21 protein-coding genes are annotated in these 24,311 nt (G+C 67.9%); 11 read left to right on the forward strand and 10 right to left on the reverse strand.

All coding sequences use genetic code 11. From position 1 onward, the window contains the following. Positions 1-179: 179 nt before the first annotated feature. Entirely contained in the window at positions 180-1,382 is a 1,203-nt protein-coding gene (locus OHB41_RS08980; protein ID WP_266705746.1) for an ISAs1 family transposase, read from the reverse strand. 276 nt (positions 1,383-1,658) lie between these two features. Between OHB41_RS08980 and OHB41_RS08985 the strand changes: the two genes are divergently transcribed. Further along, positions 1,659-2,855 (forward strand): ISAs1 family transposase, encoded by a 1,197-nt coding sequence (locus tag OHB41_RS08985; RefSeq protein WP_240361089.1) that lies wholly within the window; start codon positions 1,659-1,661, stop codon positions 2,853-2,855. Positions 2,856-3,868: 1,013 nt separating this feature from the next. Here the strand turns inward: OHB41_RS08985 and OHB41_RS08990 are convergent. After that, on the reverse strand, positions 3,869-4,261 hold the full coding sequence (locus tag OHB41_RS08990) for a hypothetical protein (protein WP_266697366.1): 393 nt from the start codon (positions 4,259-4,261) through the stop codon (positions 3,869-3,871). Between the two features lie 267 nt (positions 4,262-4,528). On the opposite strand from OHB41_RS08990, the gene OHB41_RS08995 reads away from it, so the two are divergent. Beyond that, entirely contained in the window at positions 4,529-5,725 is a 1,197-nt protein-coding gene (locus OHB41_RS08995) for an ISAs1 family transposase (protein ID WP_266697367.1), read from the forward strand. Positions 5,726-5,800: 75 nt separating this feature from the next. Here the strand turns inward: OHB41_RS08995 and OHB41_RS09000 are convergent, their stop codons facing one another. Together OHB41_RS09000 and OHB41_RS09005 are read right to left on the reverse strand one after the other, a co-directional pair. Next, positions 5,801-6,604, reverse strand: a complete 804-nt coding sequence (locus OHB41_RS09000) for a CPBP family intramembrane glutamic endopeptidase (protein WP_266697368.1) — start codon at positions 6,602-6,604, stop codon at positions 5,801-5,803. Positions 6,605-6,624: 20 nt separating this feature from the next. Beyond that, entirely contained in the window at positions 6,625-8,478 is a 1,854-nt protein-coding gene (locus OHB41_RS09005) for a DHH family phosphoesterase (RefSeq protein WP_266697369.1), read from the reverse strand. A 206-nt stretch (positions 8,479-8,684) separates the two neighbouring features. Here OHB41_RS09005 and OHB41_RS09010 point away from each other — a divergent pair, with 206 nt between their 5' ends. After that, positions 8,685-9,023 (forward strand): histone-like nucleoid-structuring protein Lsr2, encoded by a 339-nt coding sequence (locus OHB41_RS09010; protein ID WP_006378738.1) that lies wholly within the window; start codon positions 8,685-8,687, stop codon positions 9,021-9,023. Between the two features lie 88 nt (positions 9,024-9,111). On the opposite strand, the gene OHB41_RS09015 is transcribed toward OHB41_RS09010, so the two are convergent. Together OHB41_RS09015 and OHB41_RS09020 are read right to left on the reverse strand one after the other, a co-directional pair. Beyond that, positions 9,112-9,642, reverse strand: a complete 531-nt coding sequence (locus OHB41_RS09015) for an SLOG family protein (protein WP_158697443.1) — start codon at positions 9,640-9,642, stop codon at positions 9,112-9,114. A 61-nt stretch (positions 9,643-9,703) separates the two neighbouring features. Continuing rightward, positions 9,704-9,949 carry a hypothetical protein gene (locus OHB41_RS09020; protein ID WP_256905584.1) on the reverse strand — a complete coding sequence of 82 codons (246 nt, stop codon included), beginning with the start codon at positions 9,947-9,949 and terminating at the stop codon, positions 9,704-9,706. Between the two features lie 2,177 nt (positions 9,950-12,126). On the opposite strand from OHB41_RS09020, the gene OHB41_RS09025 reads away from it, so the two are divergent. From OHB41_RS09025 to OHB41_RS09060, 8 genes are all read left to right on the forward strand, one after another. Next, entirely contained in the window at positions 12,127-12,600 is a 474-nt protein-coding gene (locus OHB41_RS09025) for a hypothetical protein (protein ID WP_266697370.1), read from the forward strand. Positions 12,601-12,726: 126 nt separating this feature from the next. Continuing rightward, on the forward strand, positions 12,727-14,040 hold the full coding sequence (locus OHB41_RS09030; RefSeq protein ID WP_266696430.1) for an ISL3 family transposase: 1,314 nt from the start codon (positions 12,727-12,729) through the stop codon (positions 14,038-14,040). A gap of 98 nt (positions 14,041-14,138) precedes the next feature. After that, positions 14,139-15,437: a ParM/StbA family protein gene (locus tag OHB41_RS09035; protein WP_266697371.1), complete on the forward strand. Its 1,299-nt coding sequence runs from the start codon at positions 14,139-14,141 to the stop codon at positions 15,435-15,437. Beyond that, a complete protein-coding gene (locus OHB41_RS09040; protein ID WP_266697372.1) occupies positions 15,437-15,658 on the forward strand; it encodes a hypothetical protein in 222 nt (73 codons plus the stop codon). Before OHB41_RS09035 ends, OHB41_RS09040 begins: the two co-directional genes overlap by 1 nt. Next, positions 15,655-16,413, forward strand: coding sequence for an N-6 DNA methylase (locus tag OHB41_RS09045; protein WP_266697373.1), 759 nt, complete (start codon positions 15,655-15,657; stop codon positions 16,411-16,413). The genes OHB41_RS09040 and OHB41_RS09045 overlap by 4 nt, the downstream gene beginning before the upstream one ends. Then, on the forward strand, positions 16,410-16,775 hold the full coding sequence (locus tag OHB41_RS09050) for a hypothetical protein (RefSeq protein WP_266697374.1): 366 nt from the start codon (positions 16,410-16,412) through the stop codon (positions 16,773-16,775). Before OHB41_RS09045 ends, OHB41_RS09050 begins: the two co-directional genes overlap by 4 nt. Before the next feature lie 191 nt (positions 16,776-16,966). Continuing rightward, entirely contained in the window at positions 16,967-20,611 is a 3,645-nt protein-coding gene (locus tag OHB41_RS09055; protein WP_266697375.1) for a hypothetical protein, read from the forward strand. Positions 20,612-21,373: 762 nt separating this feature from the next. Beyond that, a complete protein-coding gene (locus tag OHB41_RS09060) occupies positions 21,374-21,703 on the forward strand; it encodes a recombinase family protein (protein ID WP_103545225.1) in 330 nt (109 codons plus the stop codon). A gap of 83 nt (positions 21,704-21,786) precedes the next feature. Here the strand turns inward: OHB41_RS09060 and OHB41_RS09065 are convergent, their stop codons facing one another. From OHB41_RS09065 to OHB41_RS09080, 4 genes are all read right to left on the reverse strand, one after another. Further along, positions 21,787-22,050 carry a hypothetical protein gene (locus OHB41_RS09065; RefSeq protein ID WP_006378837.1) on the reverse strand — a complete coding sequence of 88 codons (264 nt, stop codon included), beginning with the start codon at positions 22,048-22,050 and terminating at the stop codon, positions 21,787-21,789. Between the two features lie 39 nt (positions 22,051-22,089). Further along, positions 22,090-22,359 carry a hypothetical protein gene (locus OHB41_RS09070; RefSeq protein ID WP_266697376.1) on the reverse strand — a complete coding sequence of 90 codons (270 nt, stop codon included), beginning with the start codon at positions 22,357-22,359 and terminating at the stop codon, positions 22,090-22,092. Further along, on the reverse strand, positions 22,356-22,808 hold the full coding sequence (locus OHB41_RS09075) for a hypothetical protein (RefSeq protein WP_159054403.1): 453 nt from the start codon (positions 22,806-22,808) through the stop codon (positions 22,356-22,358). Before OHB41_RS09075 ends, OHB41_RS09070 begins: the two co-directional genes overlap by 4 nt. 398 nt (positions 22,809-23,206) lie before the next feature. After that, positions 23,207-24,262, reverse strand: a complete 1,056-nt coding sequence (locus tag OHB41_RS09080) for a hypothetical protein (protein WP_059073259.1) — start codon at positions 24,260-24,262, stop codon at positions 23,207-23,209. Positions 24,263-24,311: the final 49 nt, after the last annotated feature.

Here is a 24,311-nt window from a genome sequence, read left to right on the forward strand (position 1 = left end):
GGCCAATGGAGGCCCAAAGGGCCACCGACAGGGACTGGAGAGAGCGCGCGACCGCCACGGCCACGCCACACGCGTCGCGAGCCTGGGTGGGACATGAGAACCAGCGACTCGTCGGGCACATGCCCCACGGAGTCGCTGGCTTCTCGTACTCGACCACGCACCCGCGGGCCAGGGCTTGATCAAGTTCCGTAGGTGTCTGGTTCGGTTGTGATGCCCAGGATGTGGAGTGCTCGTTCGGGTTCGTTTCGAATCGCTCGGGTGGTTTTGGCGATGTTGTCGGATCCGAGGGTCTTCAGGACGCCGATGGCGAGGTTGCGGAGGGTTGCCATGGCGCGGGGTGCTGTGCCGGTGTGGACGGTGGAGGCGTCTTCGGCGAAGGTGACGTCCCTGATGTGGTGTGAGGAGTTCTCGATCCCCCAGTGCCCGCGGATCGCGGTGGCAAGGCCGGCGGGGCCGGTCTGGTGGGCGTCGAGGCTGGTGACGGCGTAGAGGCTCTCCCGGGTCTCGCGCTGGCCGGTTTGCTTGCGGCGGCGGTGGACACGGATGGCCAGGCGGCCGTGGGGGAAGGAGATCCCGCCGAGTTCGTCCGGGACGGCGCAGGTCTTGATCGAGCGGGACTCGCGCCTGCCGTGCCCGGTGGTGGAGGCGGTGTGCTGGACGGGAATATCGCGCCACGGCAGGTCCGCGAGCTGGCTGTGGGCGGTCGGCTGGTTGGTCTTGGTCACGGCGATGTAGTGGGCCTTCTTCGTCTCGACCAGCCAGGAGACGTTCGCCTTGACCGAGTGCAGCGCGTCGAAGGTGACGACGGTGCCGGCCAGGTCCAGCGGTGCCAGGAGCGGTTGGAAATGTGTGGTTTCGTTCGTCTTCGCGCCCACTTCCACCTGCGCGAGGGTGACGACCGGGGCGTGGGTGACCGCGGAGAGCAGATGCCGGCGCTTCGCGGTCAGACGGGCTGATCCCTTGAGTGTCTTGCCGTCGACAGCGATCACACACGGCCGCCCGGACGCCGAGGGCGATGGCCTGTGGGCCGGCTCGGTGGCGACGCGGTGCCGGTCGGCGAGGTAGGCGCCCACCGCCCGGTCCAGGGCGTCACCGTCAACGGTCCCCAGCACCCGGCCGATCGTGGCCGGTGACGGAGTGCGTCGCCAGCCGAGCAGGTGACGCCGGATCCCGATCACTACCAGGAGTGCGTTCGAGGCGCGCTGGCCCCACTCGGCGAGTTCCTCGATGCTCCTCGCTCCCGACACGGCCGCACAGGCGCACACCAGCAAGATCGCGGTCAGTGAGTACCAACGGCCCCGCCGCGAGCGCGGATCGGGCACCGCATCGAGGTAGGAACGCAGATCGGCGACCTGACCGGCGTCCAGCGGACCCAGCCTCATCAGCACGGCAGGGACCGGAGAAGATATTGCAGCAGGCACGGGCCACCTCGTGATCATCGGGCGTAGGAACCACAATGATCACGAAACCCGTGCCTGCCCTGCTATCCACCCCAACCGACGACAGCCCGGCCAACCCTCACCACCCCGGAACTTGCAGCCGCCCTGTGGTTGGGGCGGACAGCAGAGCAGGCACGGACTGAGTGATCATTTGGGTGTCTAAGCCTGATGATCACGAGGTTGCCCGTGCCTGCCGCTGTATCTTCTCCCATCCCCGCCGTGCTGGCGAAGTTGGGTCTCCTTGACGCTGACCAGGTCGCTGACCTGCGACCCTTCCTCGAGTCGGTGCCCGATCCGCGCTCAAGGCGGGGCCGCTGGTACTCGCTGACGGCGATCCTGCTGGTGTGTGCATGCGCGGCGGTCTCCGGGGCGAGGAGCATCGACGAACTCGCCGAGTGGGGTGAGCGCGCCCCGAACTCACTGCTGGTGGTCATCGGCATCCGCCGTCATCCGCTCGGCTGGCGGCGCACACCGTCACGGACCACGATCGGCCGGGTGCTGGAGGCCGTCGACGGGGATGCCCTGGACCAAGCGGTGGGCGCCTACCTCGCCGACCGGCACCACACAGCCACCAGGCCGCCCGGCCCGCCCGGTCCCGGGCAGCGGCGCGTGATCGCCGTCGACGGCAAGGCGCTCAAGGGCTCGGCCCGCCTCGCCGCTAGGCGCAGACACCTGCTCTCCGCGGTCACCCACCACCGAGCCGTGACCCTCGCTCAGGCCGAGGTCGGCGCGAAGACGAACGAGACCACCCACTTCCGGCCCCTGCTCGAGCCCCTCGACCTGACCGGCACCCTCGTCACCTTCGACGCTTTGCACTCGGTCCAGGCGAACGTCGCCTGGCTGGTCGAGATCAAGAAGGCCCACTACCTGGCAGTGATCAAGACCAATCAGCCGACCGCCCACCGCCAACTCGCCGCACTGCCCTGGCAGGACATCGCCGTCCAGCACACCGCCACCACGAAGGGACACGGCCGCCGTGAATCCCGCTCGATCAAGACCTGCGGCATCGCGGACGAACTCGGCGGCATCGCCTTCCCCCACGCCCGACTGGCCATCCGCGTTCACCGCCGTCGCACACAGACCGGCCACCGGCAGACACGGGAGACGGTCTACGCCGTCACCAGCCTCGACGCCCATCAGACAGCCCCGGCCGAACTGGCCGGCGCAGTCCGAGGCCACTGGTCCGTGGAGGCCCTGCACCATGTCAGAGACGTCACCTTCGCCGAGGACGCCTCCACCGTCCACACGGGAACCGCACCCCGCGCCATGGCGACCTTCCGCAACCTCGCCATCGGCCTGCTGAAAACCCTCGGTGCCGGCAACATCGCCAAGACCACACGGGCGATCCGCGACCAACCAGAGCGAGCACTCCCACTCCTGGGCATCACCAACAACCCGGAACCCCAGGGAACTTGATCAAGCCCTGCCCGCGGGCGGCGTGAGCCGCCCGGCCCGCGGTCGAGGTTCGGAGGAGTTCTTCTGACCGGTCGAGCCAGCTGCCACCAGAGCATCGACCGGACGCTCTCCAGGAGGATCCCGAGCGCCGCACGCCCGCATACCCTCTAGGGGTAAACGAGCGTGTACCACTTGACGTGGTACACCTGTTCCCCCAGGTCAGAGCGAGAATTCCGGGAGTTCAAGAGCAAGGTGTACCACGTGGCACTTTCTACGTGGTACAGGTGTTTGCCCAGGTCAGGCGGTGTTTATATACCCCCCGTACCACTTGTACCAGGAAATAGAGACTAGATACACGCGCAGGGGGGATAAGAGAGCAGACTGGCGAGCTGGGGCTGGAGCCGCCTGGACCGCTCCCGAACGCGTCCCCTATGTAAACGGTCAAAAAAGCGTGGTACTCGTGGTACATCGACGGGAAATGCTGGGCGACCAGGTAAAACGTCGTACCACGTCGGCGCTCCTATGTGGTACACCCAATGCGGGAAAGAGCCTTACGGTCCAGGTGTTTTCCCAGGTCAGACGCTGCTTTCGGGTGTGTACCACGTCTCGTGGTACAGCTGGCAGCTCGATGCGCCCAGCCCCCTGGCGACCAAGTCGAGGCGGACTTCCACGCCGAGCCGCCGTGCGGCTCCCAGGCGGCGCGGCCGAGCCTCAGCGGGACTGGACATCCTCGGCGTCCTGAGGCTCGCAGAAGGCTCCTTACGCGTCCTCCGAGCGCGAGTCAGAACTCTGTCCGAGCCGTTCATCCATGAGACCCCACTGGAAGCGAGGGAGCATTTGACTGGCATTCGCTGCTCATTGCGAGTGATACACGACAGCTGCTATCGTTGACGCCAGGTGATCAATGTTGCACTGGAACGTGGAAACAGAGAGGCCGGAGAGCATCCCCGTGGGAAGGGAGCTCTCCGGCCTCTTTGCATGTGCTGATGAGTGCGAGGCGTGGATGGCGCGAATCTCCCAGGGGTGACCAGCCTTCAGCCTCGCTGGTATCCCGCATTGGAGGACTCGGGACCGCGGCTACGGGATCGCTCGTCTGCTTCGACGACGTAGAGGATCTCGTAGGAAATCGTGGTGTTGAGGTTGAGCCGGTTCTTGCTCTGGCTCTTCTCCATCGTGATCTTGCGGAAGCCGCGAACGGCCTCAGCGCGATCGAAGAACCGGCGCAGCCTCAAGTTCACGCGCTCACGGGCCTGTTCGGCCGTGACGCCCATGTCGGAGACGACGAAGACATGTGTGTGACCATGCTCGAAGGTGGGCTTCTCACCAGTGTCGAGGTCCAGACGGATCTTCGCACGGCTGATGTCGAGCGCGTCGGGACGGACGAGCTTTCCTCGTGAGTCGTACGTACAGGTGCTGACGATAGCCATGACGAGATCCTCTCCTCTCCTGATGAGTATGACTGAATAGATACTTTCAGTCACCCCCCGGTGACCGGATCACCCCGGTCACCACGAGCATGCCCTCCGCACGAAGGACCGGCGGCTGAAAGGCCAGGGCTCGTGCAAGTTCCCTGGTTGTGCGGGTGGTTGGGGCGGACAGCAGAGCAGGCACGGACTGAGTGATCATTTGGGTGTCTAAGCCTGATGATCACGAGGTTGCCCGTGCCTGCCGCTGTATCTTCTCCCATCCCCGCCGTGCTGGCGAAGTTGGGTCTCCTTGACGCTGACCAGGTCGCTGACCTGCGACCCTTCCTCGAGTCGGTGCCCGATCCGCGCTCAAGGCGGGGCCGCTGGTACTCGCTGACGGCGATCCTGCTGGTGTGTGCCTGCGCGGCGGTCTCCGGGGCGAGGAGCATCGACGAACTCGCCGAGTGGGGTGAGCGCGCCCCGAACTCACTGCTGGTGGTCATCGGCATCCGCCGTCATCCGCTCGGCTGGCGGCGCACACCGTCACGGACCACGATCGGCCGGGTGCTGGAGGCCGTCGACGGGGATGCCCTGGACCAAGCGGTGGGCGCCTACCTCGCCGACCGGCACCACACAGCCACCAGGCCGCCCGGCCCGCCCGGTCCCGGGCAGCGGCGCGTGATCGCCGTCGACGGCAAGGCGCTCAAGGGCTCGGCCCGCCTCGCCGCTAGGCGCAGAAACCTGCTCTCCGCGGTCACCCACCACCGAGCCGTGACCCTCGCTCAGGCCGAGGTCGGCGCGAAGACGAACGAGACCACCCACTTCCGGCCCCTGCTCGAGCCCCTCGACCTGACCGGCACCCTCGTCACCTTCGACGCTTTGCACTCGGTCCAGGCGAACGTCGCCTGGCTGGTCGAGATCAAGAAGGCCCACTACCTGGCAGTGATCAAGACCAATCAGCCGACCGCCCACCGCCAACTCGCCGCACTGCCCTGGCAGGACATCGCCGTCCAGCACACCGCCACCACGAAGGGACACGGCCGCCGTGAATCCCGCTCGATCAAGACCTGCGGCATCGCGGACGAACTCGGCGGCATCGCCTTCCCCCACGCCCGACTGGCCATCCGCGTTCACCGCCGTCGCACACAGACCGGCCACCGGCAGACACGGGAGACGGTCTACGCCGTCACCAGCCTCGACGCCCATCAGACAGCCCCGGCCGAACTGGCCGGCGCAGTCCGAGGCCACTGGTCCGTGGAGGCCCTGCACCATGTCAGAGACGTCACCTTCGCCGAGGACGCCTCCACCGTCCACACGGGAACCGCACCCCGCGCCATGGCGACCTTCCGCAACCTCGCCATCGGCCTGCTGAAAACCCTCGGTGCCGGCAACATCGCCAAGACCACACGGGCGATCCGCGACCAACCAGAGCGAGCACTCCCACTCCTGGGCATCACCAACAACCCGGAACCCCAGGGAACTTGATCAAGCCCTGCTGAAAGGCCGCCAGGTCCCGCACGGAGGGCACCATCGTGTTTCAGAAGAGGCTGAGTACCCCGCTCACTGCATCGCGGACTCGCCTCCCGCGCCCCGGACTGCGCCAGTCGCAGTCCCGCCGGCGACCCGCCGGTAGAGCCCCAAGGCACAACCAGCGAAGGCCAGGCGCAGGAACACCGCGGAGACGGGGTTCGCCAGAGCGCCGAGCGCCTGTGCCGGGACAAGGGCGGCAGCGAGGTTGAAGCCCAGGTGCAGGAGCACGCAGGGCCACAGCACGCGTGTGCGTTCGTAGACCAGGGCCAGGAGCACCGCCAGTGGCAGGGTCGAGGCGAACTGCACGGCGTTGCCGTGCAGCAGGCCGAACACCACGGCGGTGACCAGCGTGGAGGCGAGGATACCCACCCGCTTGCGCAGCAACGGGTAGATCAGCCCTCGGAACAGGGCCTCCTCCCCCGGGGGAGCCGCGACCAGGGTGAGCAGAAGAGTTGCCACAGCCCCGGCCGCGTGCCTCGTCTGGTTCGACGCGTCGAAGCCGGCGGACCCGGCCGTGACGTAGATCCACAAGGCCAGCGACTGGCCGGCGAGGAAGGCCAGGACCGCGCAGCCGAGGACGGGCCACCCGAAGCGTGGGATCTCCGGCCTCGGCCGCGGGGCCGACGCATGCGCGAGCCACCGGGGCCGCTGGATCCTCACCGAACCGACCAGGACGACAACAAGCGTGCCCAGGACGGCGGTCGCAACGATCGGCTCTCCGATGAGGAGGACTGCGACGGTGCCGAGGACGAGGTAGACCGCGACGGCGACGAACGGCACGAGGACGCACCACCCGATGCCGATCAGACGCGAGGCGATCGGTGAAGTCGTCAAGGTCTCCTCCTCTACGGGGCTCAAGCAGCCGTGGTGATCTGTTCGTTGATGACGGCCTGCACGCGGGTGTCGCCGCGGAAGGTGTTCAGCTGCAGCGTCGCCGTGAAGCGCAGCGTCCCGAGCTCGGTGCGGCTGGCGCGCTGCACGAAGCCCCGGAGCACGTCGAACTTCTCCTCGGCGACGTTCCACCACAGGCAGGACAGGCCGGACCGGGTGACCAGCCGCAGGTGCTGCGATTCGGATCCGATCCGGTCCACGCGCAGCCCCAGGGGCTCGATCGCGATCTCGACGACAGGAGCGGTGAAGCCGTGCCCGAAGGGCTTGAGCCCCTCGGTCCGGCGCACCAGCTCGAACAGCGGCTGCAGATCCTCGAGGCTGGCGTCGCAGTCGGCGTCCGGGCCGAGTACCAGATCACCGCTCGGTCCGTCGGTGCTGACGGCGAGCAGGGCGACCTGGGTGGCCTCCTGCAGCACGGCGACGAGGTCACCGAGCTTCTCGGCCTTCGCGATGCGGACGCCGCAGGCCTGCTGGTGCCCGATGGCGCTGAGACCGTCGTGCGGCTCCAGGCTGGTGATGATGTCGAACCACCCCGGCGCGCGACCGGAGCCGCTGACGAAATCGTCGGGGCCGGCGGGCCGGTTGACGACGACGACCGGGTGGCCGTTGAGCTCCATCATCCGGTTGGCCAGCAGCCCGTACATGCCCGGGTAGGCGTCCGAGAAGTACACCCACGGGGCCAACGGCTGGTCCCCGGTGGTGAGTTCTTCCATGTGCCCGATGACCAGCTGCTTGCGCAGATCGTTGCTCTCGATCACCTGGTGGGCGACCTTGAGCTTGACGTCAGCACCGGCGGCCGTGAACACCGCGAAGCACGGCTCAAGCGAGGCCCCCGTGCGGCGCGGGCTGTTCATCGCCGGGGCGAGGTAGAAGCCGAAGAAGCCCTCGTCGAGGTCGTCGACGTCTCGGATCTTGCCGATCTGCGCGAAGGCCTTGAGCACGATCGCGAAGCCCTCGAAGGCCCGGAGGAAGACCGGATGATGTGGCTCGGTGCGCAGCAGCTGCATCAGGATCGACTGCTCGACGTCGATGGCATCCGGGTCAGCGTCGAACCCACCCCAGGGATTGGGGATCGTCTTCGGCGCGACGACGCGCAGCAGACGGGCGATCGAGATCGCATCACGCACCAGCTGACGGTTCTCGTACAGCACGGGCATGACGTCGGAGACGGTGCCCAGGCCGGCGAACAGGCGCAGCAGGTGGATCTCCCAGAGCTTCTCGGGCCGGTGCACGCGGGTGTAGGCCTCGATCACCTGGTAGAGCACGTGGGCACCGCAGATCCCGGTGTGGGCGTAGGTCTCGTCGATCCGGCACGGGTCGACGGTGATGTCCGCGGTCGAGCCCGGCGCGAGCTCCTCGTGGTGATCGGTCACCAGCGTCGTCCAGCCCAGGGCACGCGCGGCGGCGATACCGCGGTGGGAGTTCACTCCCCCGTCGCAGGTGAGCAGGACCCGGGTGTCGGGCCACTTCGCGTGGATCTCGGCGATGTCCTCGGGCGCGAGCTCGTGACCGCGGCGGTAGTCGGGCAGGTGCAGCTCGACGTCGAAGCCGAGCTCGGACAGGCCGGCGTAGCCGAGGACGCCGGAGGAGATGCCGTCCATGTCGAAGTCGGGGGCGATGGTGATCTTCTTACCCGTGGTCCGGGCGTCATGAAGGGCCTCGACCATCTCGGCCAGGCCCAGGAGCTCGTCGTGCTCGGTGGACTCGATCTCCTTCAGGTACTGATCCGACCACCCCCTGCGCTGGCACAGCAGCTCGAAGAGGTCGGTGTCCTCGTCGGTGAGCGCATGGTCGTCGACCGTATGGAGCGTGGACATGGTGGGACCTCTCATCAAGGTTGTTGGTCGGTGGAGAACGGGGTACGTGACACCCTTCGCATTGCTGTGATTTTAGCAGCTGCATTCACCTTTTCTGCCAATTCAGCAGTGCCTTCGAGTCCCATTTGGGCTCCGAATGACACTCTTATCTCGAATGGCTGCGACAGACTTTCCAAGGTCCTTGCGCATCAGCTACTCTCGCCGGTATGGCCATTCGAAGCATTGTCGAGTCAGATCTCAGTGGTAAGCCGGATGCGGCTACGGCGACCTTCGGCCTGGGTGACACCTGGTACGAAGTCGACCTCACAGCTGAGGAACAGAAGAAGCTTGAGGAGGCGCTGAAGCCATACCTGAAGGTCGGCCGGAAAGCCGGGAAGGCGGCGCCAGTCAAGAAGCGAGTCGTACCCGAGACGACTGCCGAGGAGCGCGACAAGATCCGTGAGTGGGCCAAGAAGGAGGGCTACGAGTTCGCGGAGCGGGGGCGCATCCCGAAGAAGGTCATGAAGGCCTACGACGAGGCGCACGGCATCGATCGGAGCAAGTAGCGCTGAGCCTGGTGTTCGCCTCCCGGCCAACTTTTCCCATTCGTCCCTGAAGGGCCCTGCAGTGTGCTGCAGGGCCCTTCGCGTGTCCTCAGAACGGATGGATCACGTTGGTCGTCATGATCCCCGCAGCTCGCGCGCGAGCCCTGCAATGGATGGCGCCGTGCGAGAAGTGCCCCGGCGTATGCGGCATGAGCTGCTCCCGGCCTCGCTGCGGGCATCCGGGCTTCCGGCAGAGGTCAAGGAAGGCCGTGCACAGCACCTGAGCCCCGGCACCGCGGAAGACCTGGGCGGCGTCGACCATCTCCTGGTTGCGCTGGAAGCCGGCCCGCTTCCCATGAGCCGACCAGGCGGCGGGGAAAGTGCGGATCCCGAAGCCGGCGGCCCGCCACAGGCGCTCGGCCATGGCGTCGGCACCCTCGGCGCAATGCCCCGAGATGAGTACCGGCCGGGTGACGTTCTTGGGACCCCAGTCGCGCCAGGCGTCGTTGAACGTCTCACGCATGCTCTTCTCGTCGTTCCAGCTGCGGGAACCGGTGACGAGGACAACGTGCGAGAACGATTCTGGAATCATTTCAGCAATCATTCGAGTCTCCTCTCCTTGTGACTCGGCGGTCTCCACAGCTGGAGTCGAGAGCTGTGGCCACGATGTCTGGACAGGCGGCGGCCTGCATGTCGCTGGCTCATACCGGCCGGCTGGTACCGGGTTCGATGACGGCCAGGTCCTTCTCCCGGTGGAGCTCGACGCGGATCTGATCGTCATCACACATCGGCATGAGGTGGACGGTGTACATCCGGTCATCGCTGCGGGAGGCGTGCACGGTGACGACCGTGCCGTTCTCACCGTTGGTGAAGTCGACGTTGCCGATGCCCCCGGCTTCGCCGGAGCGCATCACCTCGGCGACGGCTTCGCTGTTCGGTTGCCACAACTTCGGCTCGCGGCGGGCTCCGGTGTCGTAGGGCGAGATTTCGGGCTGGGACTGCGTCCTGGTGGCGCCTCTTCGTGAACTCGGGTGCGGGTGGCGACCATCGAGTGCGGACCCCGGTGGGTCCGTGTGATCTCGATGTTCGACCCAGCCCCGTGCCAGCTTTGCTGGCTGACGACCCGGAAGATCTCGATGGCGTGATCTGCTCCCGGATGGATCGCGTGGCGAGCCGGCGCACGGGTCGTCACTTCTCGCCTGAGCCAGGCGCGCAGCGCCAGGCGATCCACCACTGCTGCACCCTTTGCTGCTGTCCACATCTGTGGACAACTGCAGCGGGGCAGCGGTGGGGCTTCCTCTCTCAAGCTCAGCGCTGGGCATAGCCGGAGGGAGCGCCAGCGACCGACGGACCGGCGAGCGAAGCGAGCGGTGGAACCCGTCGGCTATGCCGACTAACACGTCCTCGGAGCGCAGCGGAGAGGCCGAGCGGAGCGAGGGTCCGCAGGACACGTGTTATCAGGTTCCCTTATGCCCTTTGCCTTCTTGCCGTCGTCCTCGCTGTTCCACGGCTGGAGCGTTAGCGGAAGCCTGGAACATCAGGGGAAACGGTCCGTACCCTCTTGACCCGTACCCCTCCCCCTTTTCCGCGTAGCGGGGGTACGGGTCTGGCTGTTTCGCCTGGTCATTGCACCTTCTGGCTGTACTGCTGTTTTGCCGTCCGTGATACGGCCGTACCCCCATGCTGATCCGTCCTCGTGAGGCACGAGCGAGGCGGGGGTACGGGTCTGCTCCTGACGGGGCGCAGCCCCGGTTCATCGTCCTGCTGCCGTCGGCGGCACAGCCTTCGCCGCGCAGCGGATCCGTCCTCTCGCGACACCGTCGCTCCGGCTGTGGATAACGCTCTGCTCCACCGCTCGCTGCGGCGGCGCAGCCGGCCTCGCCCCGTCGCGTTGTGCTGGCTACACCGACGTGGATTCACCTCGCTCCGGTCGTTGCTCCGGTGCTGCCGCGGCAGCGCGCCAGCACTTCATGCACCGCGTCCGAGGCGGGCGTTCTGCACTGTGTCGACGACGCCCGTTCCGGCCCCGGGCTGTGCTCCGTCTCGCGCTTGCGCGGCGAGCCCGGGGTGGTTCTTCGTGGACGCATCAGAAGAAGAGAGGCCCGGCTGCTGCGACCAGCTGCTCATCGGGCACAGCGAGCCGCTCCAGCGTCATCGGGCCGTTGTCGTCGTCCTCCAGGGGCTGCTTCCGCAGCAAAGGCCTCTGCTCTTCCCCTATCCACGGGCCTTCGCTGCGGAAGCAAGTCCTTCCTCGCACGTTCGCTGCGTGCGGGGGTCTTCTACTCCGCCTTCGCTCCTTCTCCCTCTGCTCTCCTCTGCGCGACCATGACGGCCCGATGACACCCCTGTACCGACCGTCGCAGCGGCGCTGTGCCAACACTGTGTTGACGGCTCGCCGACGGCTGTGCTGGCTCGCTCCGCCGGCCTTCCGTGGCTGCGCTGCCGCGCCTGCCGACGGGCTTCGGCGAGGGGCACAGACAGGCTTTTCGGCCCCATGAAACAGCGTCTCTCGCGCGTCTCCGAGGTGACTCATCGGGACACGCAGGGGACGCGACTGGGACACGCATAAGACGCCTACTGCTGCCGCTGGGTCTCTCAGAGTCCCGCGCACGTCCTCACGGTGTCTCGTGCACGCTCCAACAGTGGCGCCCCGGCGTCGCACACGGTGCCCTCCGAGGGCTCGTCCGTGCAGGGGTACCGGGTTGCGTCTCATAGGAGACACCACCTGGACGCCAAGGGGACCTCATTCGTACTCCCATGCGGCTCCTCGGGATCAGTGTTGTGACCGCGGGTGTCTCGCAGGCGTCCCGCGTGAGCATTTGCCGCGTCACAGGTGGGGCCCATAGGCGCACGGTGCCGGCGACCGGCGCGCGGTCGCCCCTGGTGGAGGCACGGGGGTGTCTCACAAGTGTCCCTGCCGGTACTCGATAGGGACCCCGACAGCGTCTCTCTTGCGTATCGAATGGGACTTGCATAGGACTCAATAGGGGTACTAGAGTGAGCCCGCGTTGATTCGCATTCGAGAGGAAACGCGAAGGGCGGTGAGTCCATATGGCAGAGCGAGAGGCATCCGGCGAACGACCGGATGAAGCGCAGGTGCGAGTGGCGGGGCGAGGTGAGTGCAATGGCGAATCAGCCGGGTGAACCTCGCAAGGTCCGCTGGACCGTGCCCGCTGCCGACACCTCGGTGATCGAGTGGCTCGATCAGCAGGAGAACATCTCGCAGTCGCTGCGACTGCTCATTCGGGAGTCCATTCAGCGCGACGGATACATCGATGTCTTCTACAAGCCCGTCGATCAGCTGCCGCGTCGCGGACGGCCGCCGCTGGAGAGCACCGAGCAGCACGAGGACGACGAGGCCACAACCGATCGCCGTCCGGCCGCCAGGCCGGTTCAGCCGCAGCCCGTGGTCACCGACCAGGCCGACGCCGTCGTCGAGAAGACAGCACCAGCGCCGGTAGCCCAGCCCGAGCCGATTCCCGCACCGGTTGAGACGGCCGAGGAGCCCGCGGCAAACGCCCCCAGCGCACCGCCGGAACCGCCGAAGCAGGCATCCATCGACGAAATCAGGGTCTTCGAAGTTAGGCGGGGTGGGTGAGCCTTCGTCCTCCGGGGTTCTCACGGAGGGTGAGCGTGGGGGTGGTCGGCTCGTGGGTGCAGGGCGTCCGTGGTCATCGGCGATCATGACTGTTCTCCGGCAGTTTGATCACCAGAAACCACGGGCTTGGACAACGATACGGCGGTGCTGCTCGACTTGGACGGCCTTGCCGTCGAGAGCGTTGAGCGGCTGATGGACGGCACCCGGCGGGTGCATCTGACCACAGCGGACGAAGCCGCCCGGGCCTGTCCCTCCTGCGGCGTGTTCGCGTCACATGTGAAGGGCCTCGTGTACACCCGTCCACGTGATCTTCCTTACGGAGAACGGGGATTGGAGTTCGTGTGGTGCAAGCGGCGTTGGTATTGCCGGGAGTCCGGATGCGAGCGGAAGTCGTTCACCGAGCAGGTTCGGCAGATACCGGCCGGGGCCCGGATCACCGGCCGGCTGCGCCGGGCTGCCGCCCTGCGGGTGCGGGATGCTGCTTCCACCGTGGTCCAGGCCGCCCGTGACCTGCACGTGTCCTGGCCGACGGTGATGGACGCCTTCCGCGCGGCCGCCCGCGAGGTCACCGAGGCGCCGCTGCCGGAAGTGGAGGTGCTGGGCGTCGACGAGACCCGGCGCGGACGGCCGCGCTGGGAACAGGATGCGGACACCGGCAAGTGGCACCTGGTGCGCGAGAGGTGGCACACCGGGTTCGTCGACGCGCTCGGGGCCGGTGGCCTGCTCGGGCAGGTCGAGGGCCGTGCCGCCGCCGACGTCCTGGCCTGGCTGTCCACCACCCCTTTGGAGTGGAGAAAGAACATCCGCTACGTCGCCATCGACATGTCAGCCACCTACCGGGCCGCGATCCGCACCGGCCTGCCCGATGCCATCGTGGTCGTTGACCACTTCCACATCGTCCAGCTCGCGAACAAGATGCTCTCTGCTGTACGGCGTCGCACCACCGCCGAGATCCGGGGCCGGCGTGGACGCGCCACCGACCCGGAATGGAAGGCCCGTCGACGGCTGCTGCGCAACCGTGAGGACCTCACCGACCAGCAGTTCGCCACGATGTGGAACGCGCTGCTGGACGAGGGGCCGATCGGGCAGACGCTGCTGACCGCCTGGATCGCCAAGGAGAGCCTGCGCACCCTCCTCGCCCTGGCCCGAACCGGCGCCGACCGCGAAGAAGTAGGCCACGCCCGATGGAAGTTCCTCACCTGGTGCGCGGACTCAGACATCCCCGAAGCCTGCACCCTCGCCACCACCGTCGACCGCTGGTGGCCCGAGATCGCCGGGTTCATCGACACCGGCCACAGCAACGCCAAGAGCGAAGGCATCAACCGCGTCATCAAGCTCGTCGCCCGCAACGCATTCGGCTTCCGCAATGCCGACAGCCAGCGCCTACGCACACGCTGCGTCACCACCCGCCGAGCCCGCGGACACCTCAACCCCGCCTAACCTCGAAGACCCCGAAATCATGGCGAGCACTCGGCGCTGAGTAACGCGGTGAATTTCATTTTCCAGGCAGACAACACAGACACCGAGGGGCCGAATTCATGAGCGCCAACAGCAACGACACCATCACTCTTACCGGCGGCATCGACGTCGGCAACGGCTACGTCAAGGGCGTCATCCAGAACACGAAGCAGGGGACTTTCGACGAGATCGATCTGCCCAGCGCGGTCGTCTCGACTTCCCGCACCTCGCCGAAGGTGCCGCTCCCCGACGCGGATGCGGCCTCCGTGCTGGCCGGCGACTTCTACAATCAGATCGACTGCTCGCTCGCCACTCCCCTGGTGGCGGCGTCGGACCGCCGGATCTTCGGCCGCGCAGCGCTGTCTGTGCGTGGCTCGAAGTTCACCGAGTTCGAGGTGCTGGGCAAGCACTCCAAGGCCGATCAGGAGCTGAGCAAGGTTCTGGTCCTGGGTGTCTTCGCCGCGAAGGCCCTGCGCGACTACGTCCGCGAGAACGGCGCGCTGCCCGATCACGAGCTGCGCGTGCAGGTGCGCGCCGGCCTGGCGTTGCCGATCTCCGAGTTTGTCGCGCGCCGCCACGCCTACGCCGCCGAGTTCATCGGTCTGCTGGGCAGCGCGGATTCGACGGTGCACCTGGTGACGATCAAGAACTTCAGCACTCCCGTCTCGGTGCGTCTGCAGTTCGTCGACGTCCAGGTGATGGCCGAGGGTGCCTCCGCGCAGTTCGCCATCACCGACAAGGGCGAGCCCCTCGCGCAGGCCCTGCTCGATGATCTGCGCGCCCGTGACGCGTCCATCGTGGAAGGTGTCTCTGCCTCCGATCTGGTGGCGGTGCAGAACACCATCGGCGTCGACGTCGGCGAGGGCACCGTGAACTTCCCGGTCTTCACCGACGGCCGGTTCAACCCCGAGGCGGCCGACACCCTCGACGAGGGCTACGGCACCGCGCTGATGAACGCCATGGAGCGCATGAGCGAGTCGGACGCCACGCTGCAGTTCTCCTCGCGCAAGCAGCTGGCCGACTTCCTCCACGCGGAGCCGTCGGTGCTGGTGAAGAACCGTCACCAGCGCGCCGCCGGCTTCGTCGAGGACGAGGCGAGCTACCTGGTCGATGAGATCGTCTCCTCCTTCGGCGACGTCCTCTCCCAGGCCGGTGCGACGACCGAGGTCGTCTACGTCTACGGCGGCGGCTCGGGCCCGATCAAGCATCTGCTGCACCCGGCGCTGCTGAAGGCCGCGGGCGATGTGCCCGTGCTCTACCTCGACTCGAGCTACTCGCGGCACCTGAACCGCGAGGGCCTGTACATCGCGGCGCGCCACGTCGAGCAGCAGGCCCTCGCCGCGAAGTCCGCGGGCAAGCGCAGTAAGGAGGTGGCCTGATGTGTGAGGCACTGGATGCGACCTCGAAGGCCGAGGTCGAAGAGATCAGCAGCCGCATCGAGTTGTCGGATGAAATCGTGCTTGAGTTCATCCGCGATGGGGCGTTGGTTCTGCCCTTCGAGCAGGCCCGGCGGAAGCTGCTCAAGTCGGATGAGGAGCTTCCGGGCTCCGCCGCAGTCCTCGCGGTCGGCTCGAAGAGCAGCCCCGAGCCGGGCGTATGAGCGGGTACCGCGAGATCGTGAAGTTGCTGGCGGCGAACACCGGCGCGAAGCGGATGAGCGAAGTCTTCGACAACTTCGTCGAGATGGCGGCGCTGGCTCTGCGCAACGCCGTGGACGTCCGCGGGAGCGAGGCCTGGGGAGCGCGCGAAGGGCAGTACCTCCAGATCGCCGGCCGCTACAGCAGAACAGAGCTGGACCGCTTCGCGCACGCCCTGGCGCTGGTGACCGCGGAGATGGAGCGCGAGCCCTGCGACGTACTCGGCCGCCTCTACATGGAGTTGGAGCTCGGCAACGAGCGGCTCGGCCAGTACTACACGCCCTACGACATCGCCCAGCTGATGGCCGAGATGCAGATCGACTCGGTGGTCGAGCAGGTGCAGAGGGACGGCTTCGCCAATGTGTATGAACCCAGCTGCGGCGCGGGCGCGTTCATGGTTGCTCTGTCGCAGGCGATGCTCGAGCACGGCCTGAACCCACAGACGCAGCTGCATGTGACGGCAGAGGACATAGCACCGCAGGCCATGCACATGATCTACGTCCATCTGACGCTGCTGCACATTCCGGCGGTGGTGCGCCGTCGCGATGTCCTCACGCTGGAGACCTTCGAGTCGTGGCCCGCTCCCGCTCATGTCCTGGGCGGTTGGGGCCGGAAGCTCAGGCTGGCCCGGGCGGTCAATGGATCACGGCGACTGATCATCACCACGCCTCAGGGGACTACCGAAAAACCCGCTGATGCTCTGGAGGTGCAGCGATGACGATCACGCAAGAACACACCGATCTCTCTGACGTCGAGAGCGACGAAGCGCATGCACGTGCGTGTCAGCTGGCGGTGTCGGCGGCGAGGGGCCGGACGGCGGAGCAGACCACAGTGTCCGACGTGTCCACCGGTGCGGTGAAACTCCTCACCTGGTACATCCAGCACCGACCCGGTGAGACCGCAGCCATCCTCGGCGACATCTGCCTCAAGACCCGTGTGCGCCTGGGTGTGCATCCTTCCAAGACCGGCGAAGTGCTCCGCCGGTCCTTCCACCTGGACAGCGGTCTCGACGGCCGGACCATCGACACCCTGCTCGACATGGCCCTGCCCTCGGCAGCACAGGTATTCGGGAAACGGTAGGCAAGGCCCGTACAACCGGTAGCTGCGGCGGCGGCACCGCGTCCTGTGCCTGCGCGGACGCCCCCTCTTGCCGCCGCCTGCGTGCCATAGCTCAGGGTGCGCCTGCTCGGGTTCCGGAGCAGGAAATCCGCGTGCAGTCTCCCTCGGCGCTGGCAGGCTGTGTCCGGCACCCGAACGTGGAGAGGCGACCGATGCCCGACAACGACCGTCGCCAGGAAGACATCAGCGTCCTGGACCAGGCGCTGGAGCTGTACTCCAGTGCTTCGGTCCTTACACTGCTGCGTGCGGCACTTGAGTCTCCAGGCTGCGCCCGCTTCCATGAGCACCTCCTTCTCATCTTCGCCCGCTCGCTGGCGGCCCCGGCCCGGGACGGGCGGGCCGCGACCGTACGGGACCTGCCCGTCCTCCTTCACGCGGCCCTCCAAGCCGCCCGCAGGGGCATCACAACGCACCGCTTTCCGAACAGCCCCGCCGATGCCGTGCGCTTCACGCTCAAGGGTCGCCGGTACCTCGTCCATCCCGGCGACCTCGACCATCCGCTCCCCGTTCTGCGAAGTCTGCGAGACACAGCCGACGCCGTGGACGACCACCTGATCCAGGTCCGTGGCTTCGGCATCGACGATGTCCTCGAACTCGCCCTGCGCCACACCGACCACACCGTCGCGTGCCTCGCCGCGGCCTGGCCGCCGGCAGACGAAGCCGAACCGATGCGCGGGCAGATCACGTGTGAGGTAAGCGGGGCCGAGATCACGGCAGCTGCCGGACTCGGCATCGACCATCTGACTACCGCGGCCGCCGACGATCCGGAGCGGACGACGGCCGCGCTCGCCTACCTCACCCGGAACCTCAACGAACTTCCCCTCCTCTACGACCCCGGACTGCCTCTTCTCGGCCCCACCCTGCTCATCTCGGACGGCGAGCGGACAGTCCCCGTGCCTGCCTCCACCGCCTTGGAGGCCGTCACTGCGGCGGCCGCCGATCTGCTGGACGCCCACCCGGCACCGCCCGAGGCCCTGATGCGGCTGCGGCGCCGCGCGGCCACTCGCGTGGCAGGCCTGCTCGGTCTGGATCACGCGCCGGCCGAGCCGGAGGAGGTGTGCCGGATCAGCTCGTTGTCCCACCGTCTGGAGATCGCGATCGTTGCCACCCTCGGCGATGACCTGGCGGTCCTGGTGGAGAAGGCACGCACCGAGCTGTCGAGTGCACCAGCTGGTACGGGGAGGCTCGTCATCTACGCCGGCCCGAGGTTCCTGGGTCGCGAGGTGATCACCGACACCCTCTACGTCCACGTCGAGGAGCTGACCGAGATCTTCTCCGCGGCCGGCGGCGACCTGACGAAGGTGGCGCTGTGGGTGCTGGAGCTCACCGAGCACCCCGGTTGCGACGCCGTGGCGTACTACGACGTCCTCGACGCATGGACGGCCTGGTCCATGAAGGCAACGCTTCTGCCGCCCGGCCCCGCCGGCGAGGGCGGCGTGGTGGTGGAGCCGTGTGGGTGGGACATCTCCTGGGAGCGAGCGGCACTGTGGGCGCGCACGGACGATCTGCTGGCCGCGACCGGACTGCCGCCCGCGATCGACTGGGCCGACTGCCGCCTTGCCGCCGCATCCGAGGGCGATGGCCAGTGGGCCGACCTGCGTCAGAGGCTCGACGAAGGCATCGTGAAGGCCTGCATCAGCACGCACCCGCCGCTCGTCATCGTCGCCACGCTCGACTGCGACGAGCGGGCCCTGCTGGACGAGGCCTCCTTGGCCGGACTCGCCGACGGTATCCGGGGCACCCTCGCCGCAGACGCCAGCCTCACCCAGCACTCCACCCTGCCCGACCGCCGGCCGGTCCTTCTGCATCTGACCGAGACCCTCCAGCCCCACCGTCCGGCCGCCGACCTGGCGCCGGAGGTTCCGGACGATGCTCTGGCACTACAGATCGGCCTGGACGAGGAAGCAGCTCGCATCGACCTCGTCCTCGACCCGCTATTCCTGGCCCGCTTTACGGAGGACGGCCACCGTGTCCTCGGCCTCGTCCTCAACCACACCATCGGCCGCCTCCGCACCGCCCACGGCGCCAAGAACGGGCTCAATCAGGCGGACTTCAGCAACGCGTGGGACGCGGCGGTCCCCATCCTCACCTGGTACGCCGGCGACCCCTACGCACCCCCGCCCGCCCCGCACCACTACCTGCCGAGCAGCACGCCTCATGTGCGTGTCCGCGCGCTGCGCGTCGCCGCCGACGCGGTGCGCGCCGCAGGCCTGCCGGCCGGCACGTTCACCGGCCGCGAGGCTGTGGGCCGCGAAGGACACGCCAACCAGCTCCTGACCGCCCTGGAAGACGGTCTCACCGGTCAGCTCCGCGCCCACCGTCCCGACCTGGTGCCCGCACTGGTCCGCCACCTCAACGCAGCGCTCGCCACCCGCACTGAGGGCCGTCGGAAATCCCTGACCGGTCTGGTTCACGCCGGAGGAAAACCCTGGCAGGAAGAGGCAGAGCGGCGGGAGTCCGACGGCGCCGCCACCACCACCGCCCTGCAACTGCTGATCCAGCAGGCCCTGATCACCCCGCCCGCCGGCGACAAACCCACCGACCTCATCGCCCTGGCCGAACTGACCGCGCTGGCCGAACTCCTCCTGCGCACCGCGCTGGTCGCCATCCCCGCCAGCCGCGGCCTGCACCCGGCCACCCTCACCGTCCATCCCAGCGGCGTCTTCACCCTCGACGGCACCACCACAACGTCAGGCGCCGACAGCCCAGAACATCTGGGACTCGACATCGCGGCCTACCGCAACGCCCAGGAACAGGCCTGGTTCGCACGTGCCCGACAGAACCATCCCCAACCCCTTGCCCCCGAGGAACTGTTCACCGCCCGCCGCGGCGGGCGCACTCCGATCGCCTTCACCCGCCTGAACCCACCACCGGGCAGCACCCTGGCTCAGGCCGACCGCGACCTCACCGCATGCTGGGGCTGCGGCCTCGACGGGCTCGCCGCCGTACTCGCCACCGCAGCCGACTGGCCCACCCGCCCGGACGGAACCGCCTTCACCAGCCGCCAGGACCTCGCCCGCGAGGCCGCAGCCTGGTCCCAGCTGCCCGAAACCCAGACCCGGGCCGCCGTCGACCAGCTGGTCCTCGACCCGGCCAACGCGGCCGACTCCCTCGACCACGCCTATGCAGAGGTCGAGCGCCGCATCCGCCCCACCACCCACCCACTGATCGCCCACGACGACGGCATCATCATCGCGCCCTGGCTCGTACATACCTCCCAGCAGCTGTACGCCGCCGGTCTCGCTGACGGACGCCTGCCGCGCCCAGACGCTCCCGCGAAGGTGACCGGCCTTCTAGAGCGCCATCGCCAGCAGCAGAACAACCAGCTCGAGACCGACCTCGCCCAGGCCGCAGCCCGCGCGGGCCTGCCCCACCTCTCCCGCCTCGACCGCGGGCCGGCGGCCGCCGCCGACATACCCGGCCTCCCCGGTGAGGTTGACCTCCTCGTCGCCGACCCCCGGGGCCGGCTGTGGGTCATCGAGGCGAAGAACCCCCAACGCGCCGTCGGCATCCACAAGGTCGCCCAGAACCTCGGACGGTTCACCGGCTACCGAAAAAAGCTGCTGGCCAAGGCCGAAGTGATCCGCGCCCATGCCGCGGCAGCAGCACGGGCGTGCGGCGTCCAGACAGCGCGGGACTGGACGGTCACACCCCTCTTCGTCACCCGGAACATCGATCCCGCCGCCTTCACCACCGATCCTCAGATCGCCTTCACCACCATCGACCACCTCACCGCCCTGCTGGCCGACGGCACAGAACCCAAGGCCGGATGGAACCAATCACCCGCCAGTCCCTGACCCGGCACCGTCCCCTTCCGTCCGCATACCCATCCCCGCCGGACACCCCCATTCCGGCAGGACCCCTTCGCCGCCGCACTGGGGCTCCGGACGGGCGGGCCGCCGCCGGACGCCCGCCAGCACGGCCCGGCGCGCGAAGGGCACGCACCAGTGCGAGCGTGGAGGAAGGAGCGATACCCCAGGCTTTGCGCTGGGTGCACAGGATGGAGCACGGTCATGGCTCGGGCGATATGAGACGGCATCCAGAAAGGCCCCTCCGAAGCATGCTCACGCGTTGACCAGCCGCTCCCGCGTCACCGGCACGAGCAAGGCGGAACTGCAGAAACTGAGCAAGACAGGGTTGTACGAGTGGGCCGAGCAGAGGGTCCCGAGGCGGTCCAAGATGAGTCGCGAGCAGCTCATCAGCTCACTTCCCGGTCCCCGACACCGACGCAGCAAGAGCCCTGCCTGAACGGCCGCGAGGGCTCGCCCCAGGGCACCACCGGCGTCGCGGGGGGACCGTGCGGAAAGGACGAGTCAGTCGGTGCCTTCCGGGACCGCATCCCCCGGCTGACGCGTCTGGGAGGCATAGCGGGGCTGGCCGCACTACCGTCGTACGCGCCTTGCCTTGACAGGACGGTGGGGCTTCGGGCGGCCCTCACCGCGCGCCCTGGTCAAGGGCCGCCCTCCACCGCCCTCGACGGGACGTCGCCGACAGTCCCGTCGTCCAATCAGTGCATTTATGGATGTGGTCACCGATGCCGGGCTCCGTCTCACCTTCCGGTGCGGCACGCCAAAGGGCCTCAGCTTCCTGAGGCAGTCGGCGCGATCCGGATCTTCTCGGACGAGGGCGTCTCAGGAACCACCGCAGGCACTGACCGCCCCGGGCTGCGCGAGCTGGTGGCGGAGTTGCAGGCCGGCGACGAAGTCGTCGTGTGGCGGTACGACAGGCTCGGACGGACCCTCGAGGCGATACGGGCCGTCGTTGAGCTGATCATCGCGAAAGGTGCGACGCTGCGCAGTCTCACGGAGTCCCCCGCCAAGGGGCTGTTCTCGCTGAAGTTCATGATGGCCGCTGCCGAGTACGAGCACGCCTGGAAGCTGGAGAAGTAGGAGCACCGCCGGCCGCCGGCGAGAAAAGAAGATCCCCGCGGAGACGTGCGCTCCACGGGGATCTTCGGCGTTCAGAGTGGGTGTCAGGCACACCGTTCGATGCGCGTGGCCCCCGAGTCGTCCTGAAGCCCGGTGGCCAGGTCGTACCAGAAGCCACTACCCAGTCGGACCAAGGTCTTTTCCTCCCGACCTCCCCAGCCGGGGATTGCGGGGACGTTGCGTCGGTCGAGGACGGTGGTCGTGCAGATGGACTCTCCGGCGTTCTCGTCGAGGCTGCTCTTGACGACGACCTTGTCGCCGGCCTGAAGGTTCGCAAGATCATTCGTGCTGATGGTGCTGGTGCTCATGGCGCCGTGCTTCTTTCGGATCGAATCTGGACTGCGGTTTCAGTTCTGGGTCGCGCTCATGAGCGCCTTCTTCGCGCGGCGCTTCTCGGCAAGAGCCCGAAGGGTACGCAGGAGGATCCACCAGCACACGCCGCTGAAGGCGATGCTGACGATGATCGGCGTGTACTGGCCGGTCACGACGCAGAAGACCGCAGCCGGCGCGAGGACGATCACATTCGTCGCAATCATGAGGGTGAGGAGCACCCGGCCGATCGTCTTGACAGCGCGGTCGCGCCACGTCGAACCCGCGGTGCTGGTGGTGGCGTTCATGCGCTGGGTCCTTCCTCGATGATGTAGATCTTCTCGGCGACGTAGGCGTCGTCCTGCTCCTCGGCTGCGCTCTCGACTTCATGGGAGATCTGGCCGATCACGGGGATCAGCGTCAGCCGGTCGATCGGGGAGGCCGTGCGGACGGTGATCACGGCGGTGGTGAGTCCGGCCACAGACGGGAACGTCACGCCGTCGAGCTCCGCGTGTGCGCCACGGATGCTGTAGCTCGCCGAAATGGGCACCGTGTGCCGCGGCAGCTCCGGCATCTGCTCTGCGCGTGCGTGCAACGCAGCACTCACTGCGCCATGAACATCAGCGAACTCGCTGGCGTGCAGGACCACCGGCGCAGCGTGCTCGTAGCCCGCCGCCACCTCGAAGGCGACCTTGGCGGCCTGGACGGCGCGCGTCGGACAGTGCGGTCCCGGGTAGACCTCGTCTCGCCCCGTCATCTCGGAGCACCCGTGGCAGTGCGCGGGCCCCAGATCCGGAACGCAGTCGCAGCGCATGTGCTCCGTCTGTCGGCGATCAGTGGGTTCGAGGGGCTGGCTCATGGCTGTACTCCTGGCGCTGGACGTGATCTTTCGAAGACCAGACCGAATCAGCTCCGCTGATCAGACAAAGAGAGACCCCCGCCCAGCGAGCGTGATGCTCAGCAGGCGGGGGTTCTGCGGAGTTCAAGGAACCGGCGGACAGCCGGCCGTTCGGGTCGGCCTGCACCGGGAGGCGGGGGCGTTACGGCGCCGTCCTTGCGGCTCGGTGCGCCCCGGCGTAGTGCACCGAGCCCGTCCTGCTCGAGCAGGCCAACGGCCCCGCCCCCGCTGGTCGGCGCAGGCCGTGGGGGCGAGGTTCAGCGCATGCCCATGCTGGCCTCGATCGCGTCGCCCTCCTCCTGCTGGTCCTGCCAGCAGGGCTCGCATGGGTCGCTCTCGGAGCACTCCGGGCGGGGCTGGCCGTTGGGGCACAACTCACCGGCGGCCCCGGCGGGCTGGGCGGGGGTTCCGCCGGTGCCGCACACGCACGTGTGGGCGCAGCGCTCACAGTCCTCGCAGACCTGGTGCGGGCAGCAGCCGCAGGGCAGGAACCGGTTCGGCGGCAGGGTGCAGCGGTGCGTGGCCTCTGCGGCGGCCGCGGCCTCGGCCTCCTCGCGCTCCTCGCGCTTGCTGAGGAGTGCCTTCACGCAGGCCTGGCACGACACGTCGGTGCCGGGGGCCTCGAGGCTGCTCTCCGTGTCCTGCGGGAAGTACGTGCCGCACGCGCCGGTGTCGCCGATGCCGCCGTCCATCTGCCTGGTGGCGTGTACGGCGTACCCGCGGTTCGCCTTCTTCCGGCTCGGGTAGCCGTCGCGCCCGGCATCCCGCTCCAGCTTGGCCAGGGCCTGGCGTACGGCGTCGGCGTCGGCGTCGGTGCGGATCCCGACGGCGCGCAGCGACTTGCACGGCCACGGCACCTGACCGCCGATCGTGTGCTCGCTGCTCCGGCACTCCGGCCGGTGCGTCCCCTTGCAGACCTTCGGCGTCGCGCAGCACCCGTGCCGGGGGTTGGCCGTCTTCGGGTGCAGAGCGAGCATCGCGCCCTGGAGGCGGAGCGCGCCCACCGCGGCGGCGGCCCGGACTGCGTCCTCGTGAGCGTCGAGGAGCGCACTCGCCTCCTCGTGGAACATGGGCCCGCCGGCCTCGGGGGCGACGAGTTGGTTGAAGATGGGGCGCCGGGTCCCGTTCACAGTCGGATCCGGGGCCTGCCCGCCCAGCTCGTCGGCCTGGTCGTCCAGCCGCAGAGCGGAGATGAGGATGGCGTCGTGGGTCTTGGAGTCGGCCGTGTCCGGCAGGTTCAGTTCCGTGCGGCGCAGGAACTTCGCGGCCCGGCGCAAGGCGGGGATGTCCTTCGGGGTGAATTCGACGGCCATCGGTGTCCTAACCTCGCCGTTTCGGTTGGGCTGAGGCGGCGTCGCTGAT

Source organism: Streptomyces sp. NBC_01571 (assembly GCF_026339875.1).
Classification (GTDB): Bacteria; Actinomycetota; Actinomycetes; order Streptomycetales; family Streptomycetaceae; genus Streptomyces.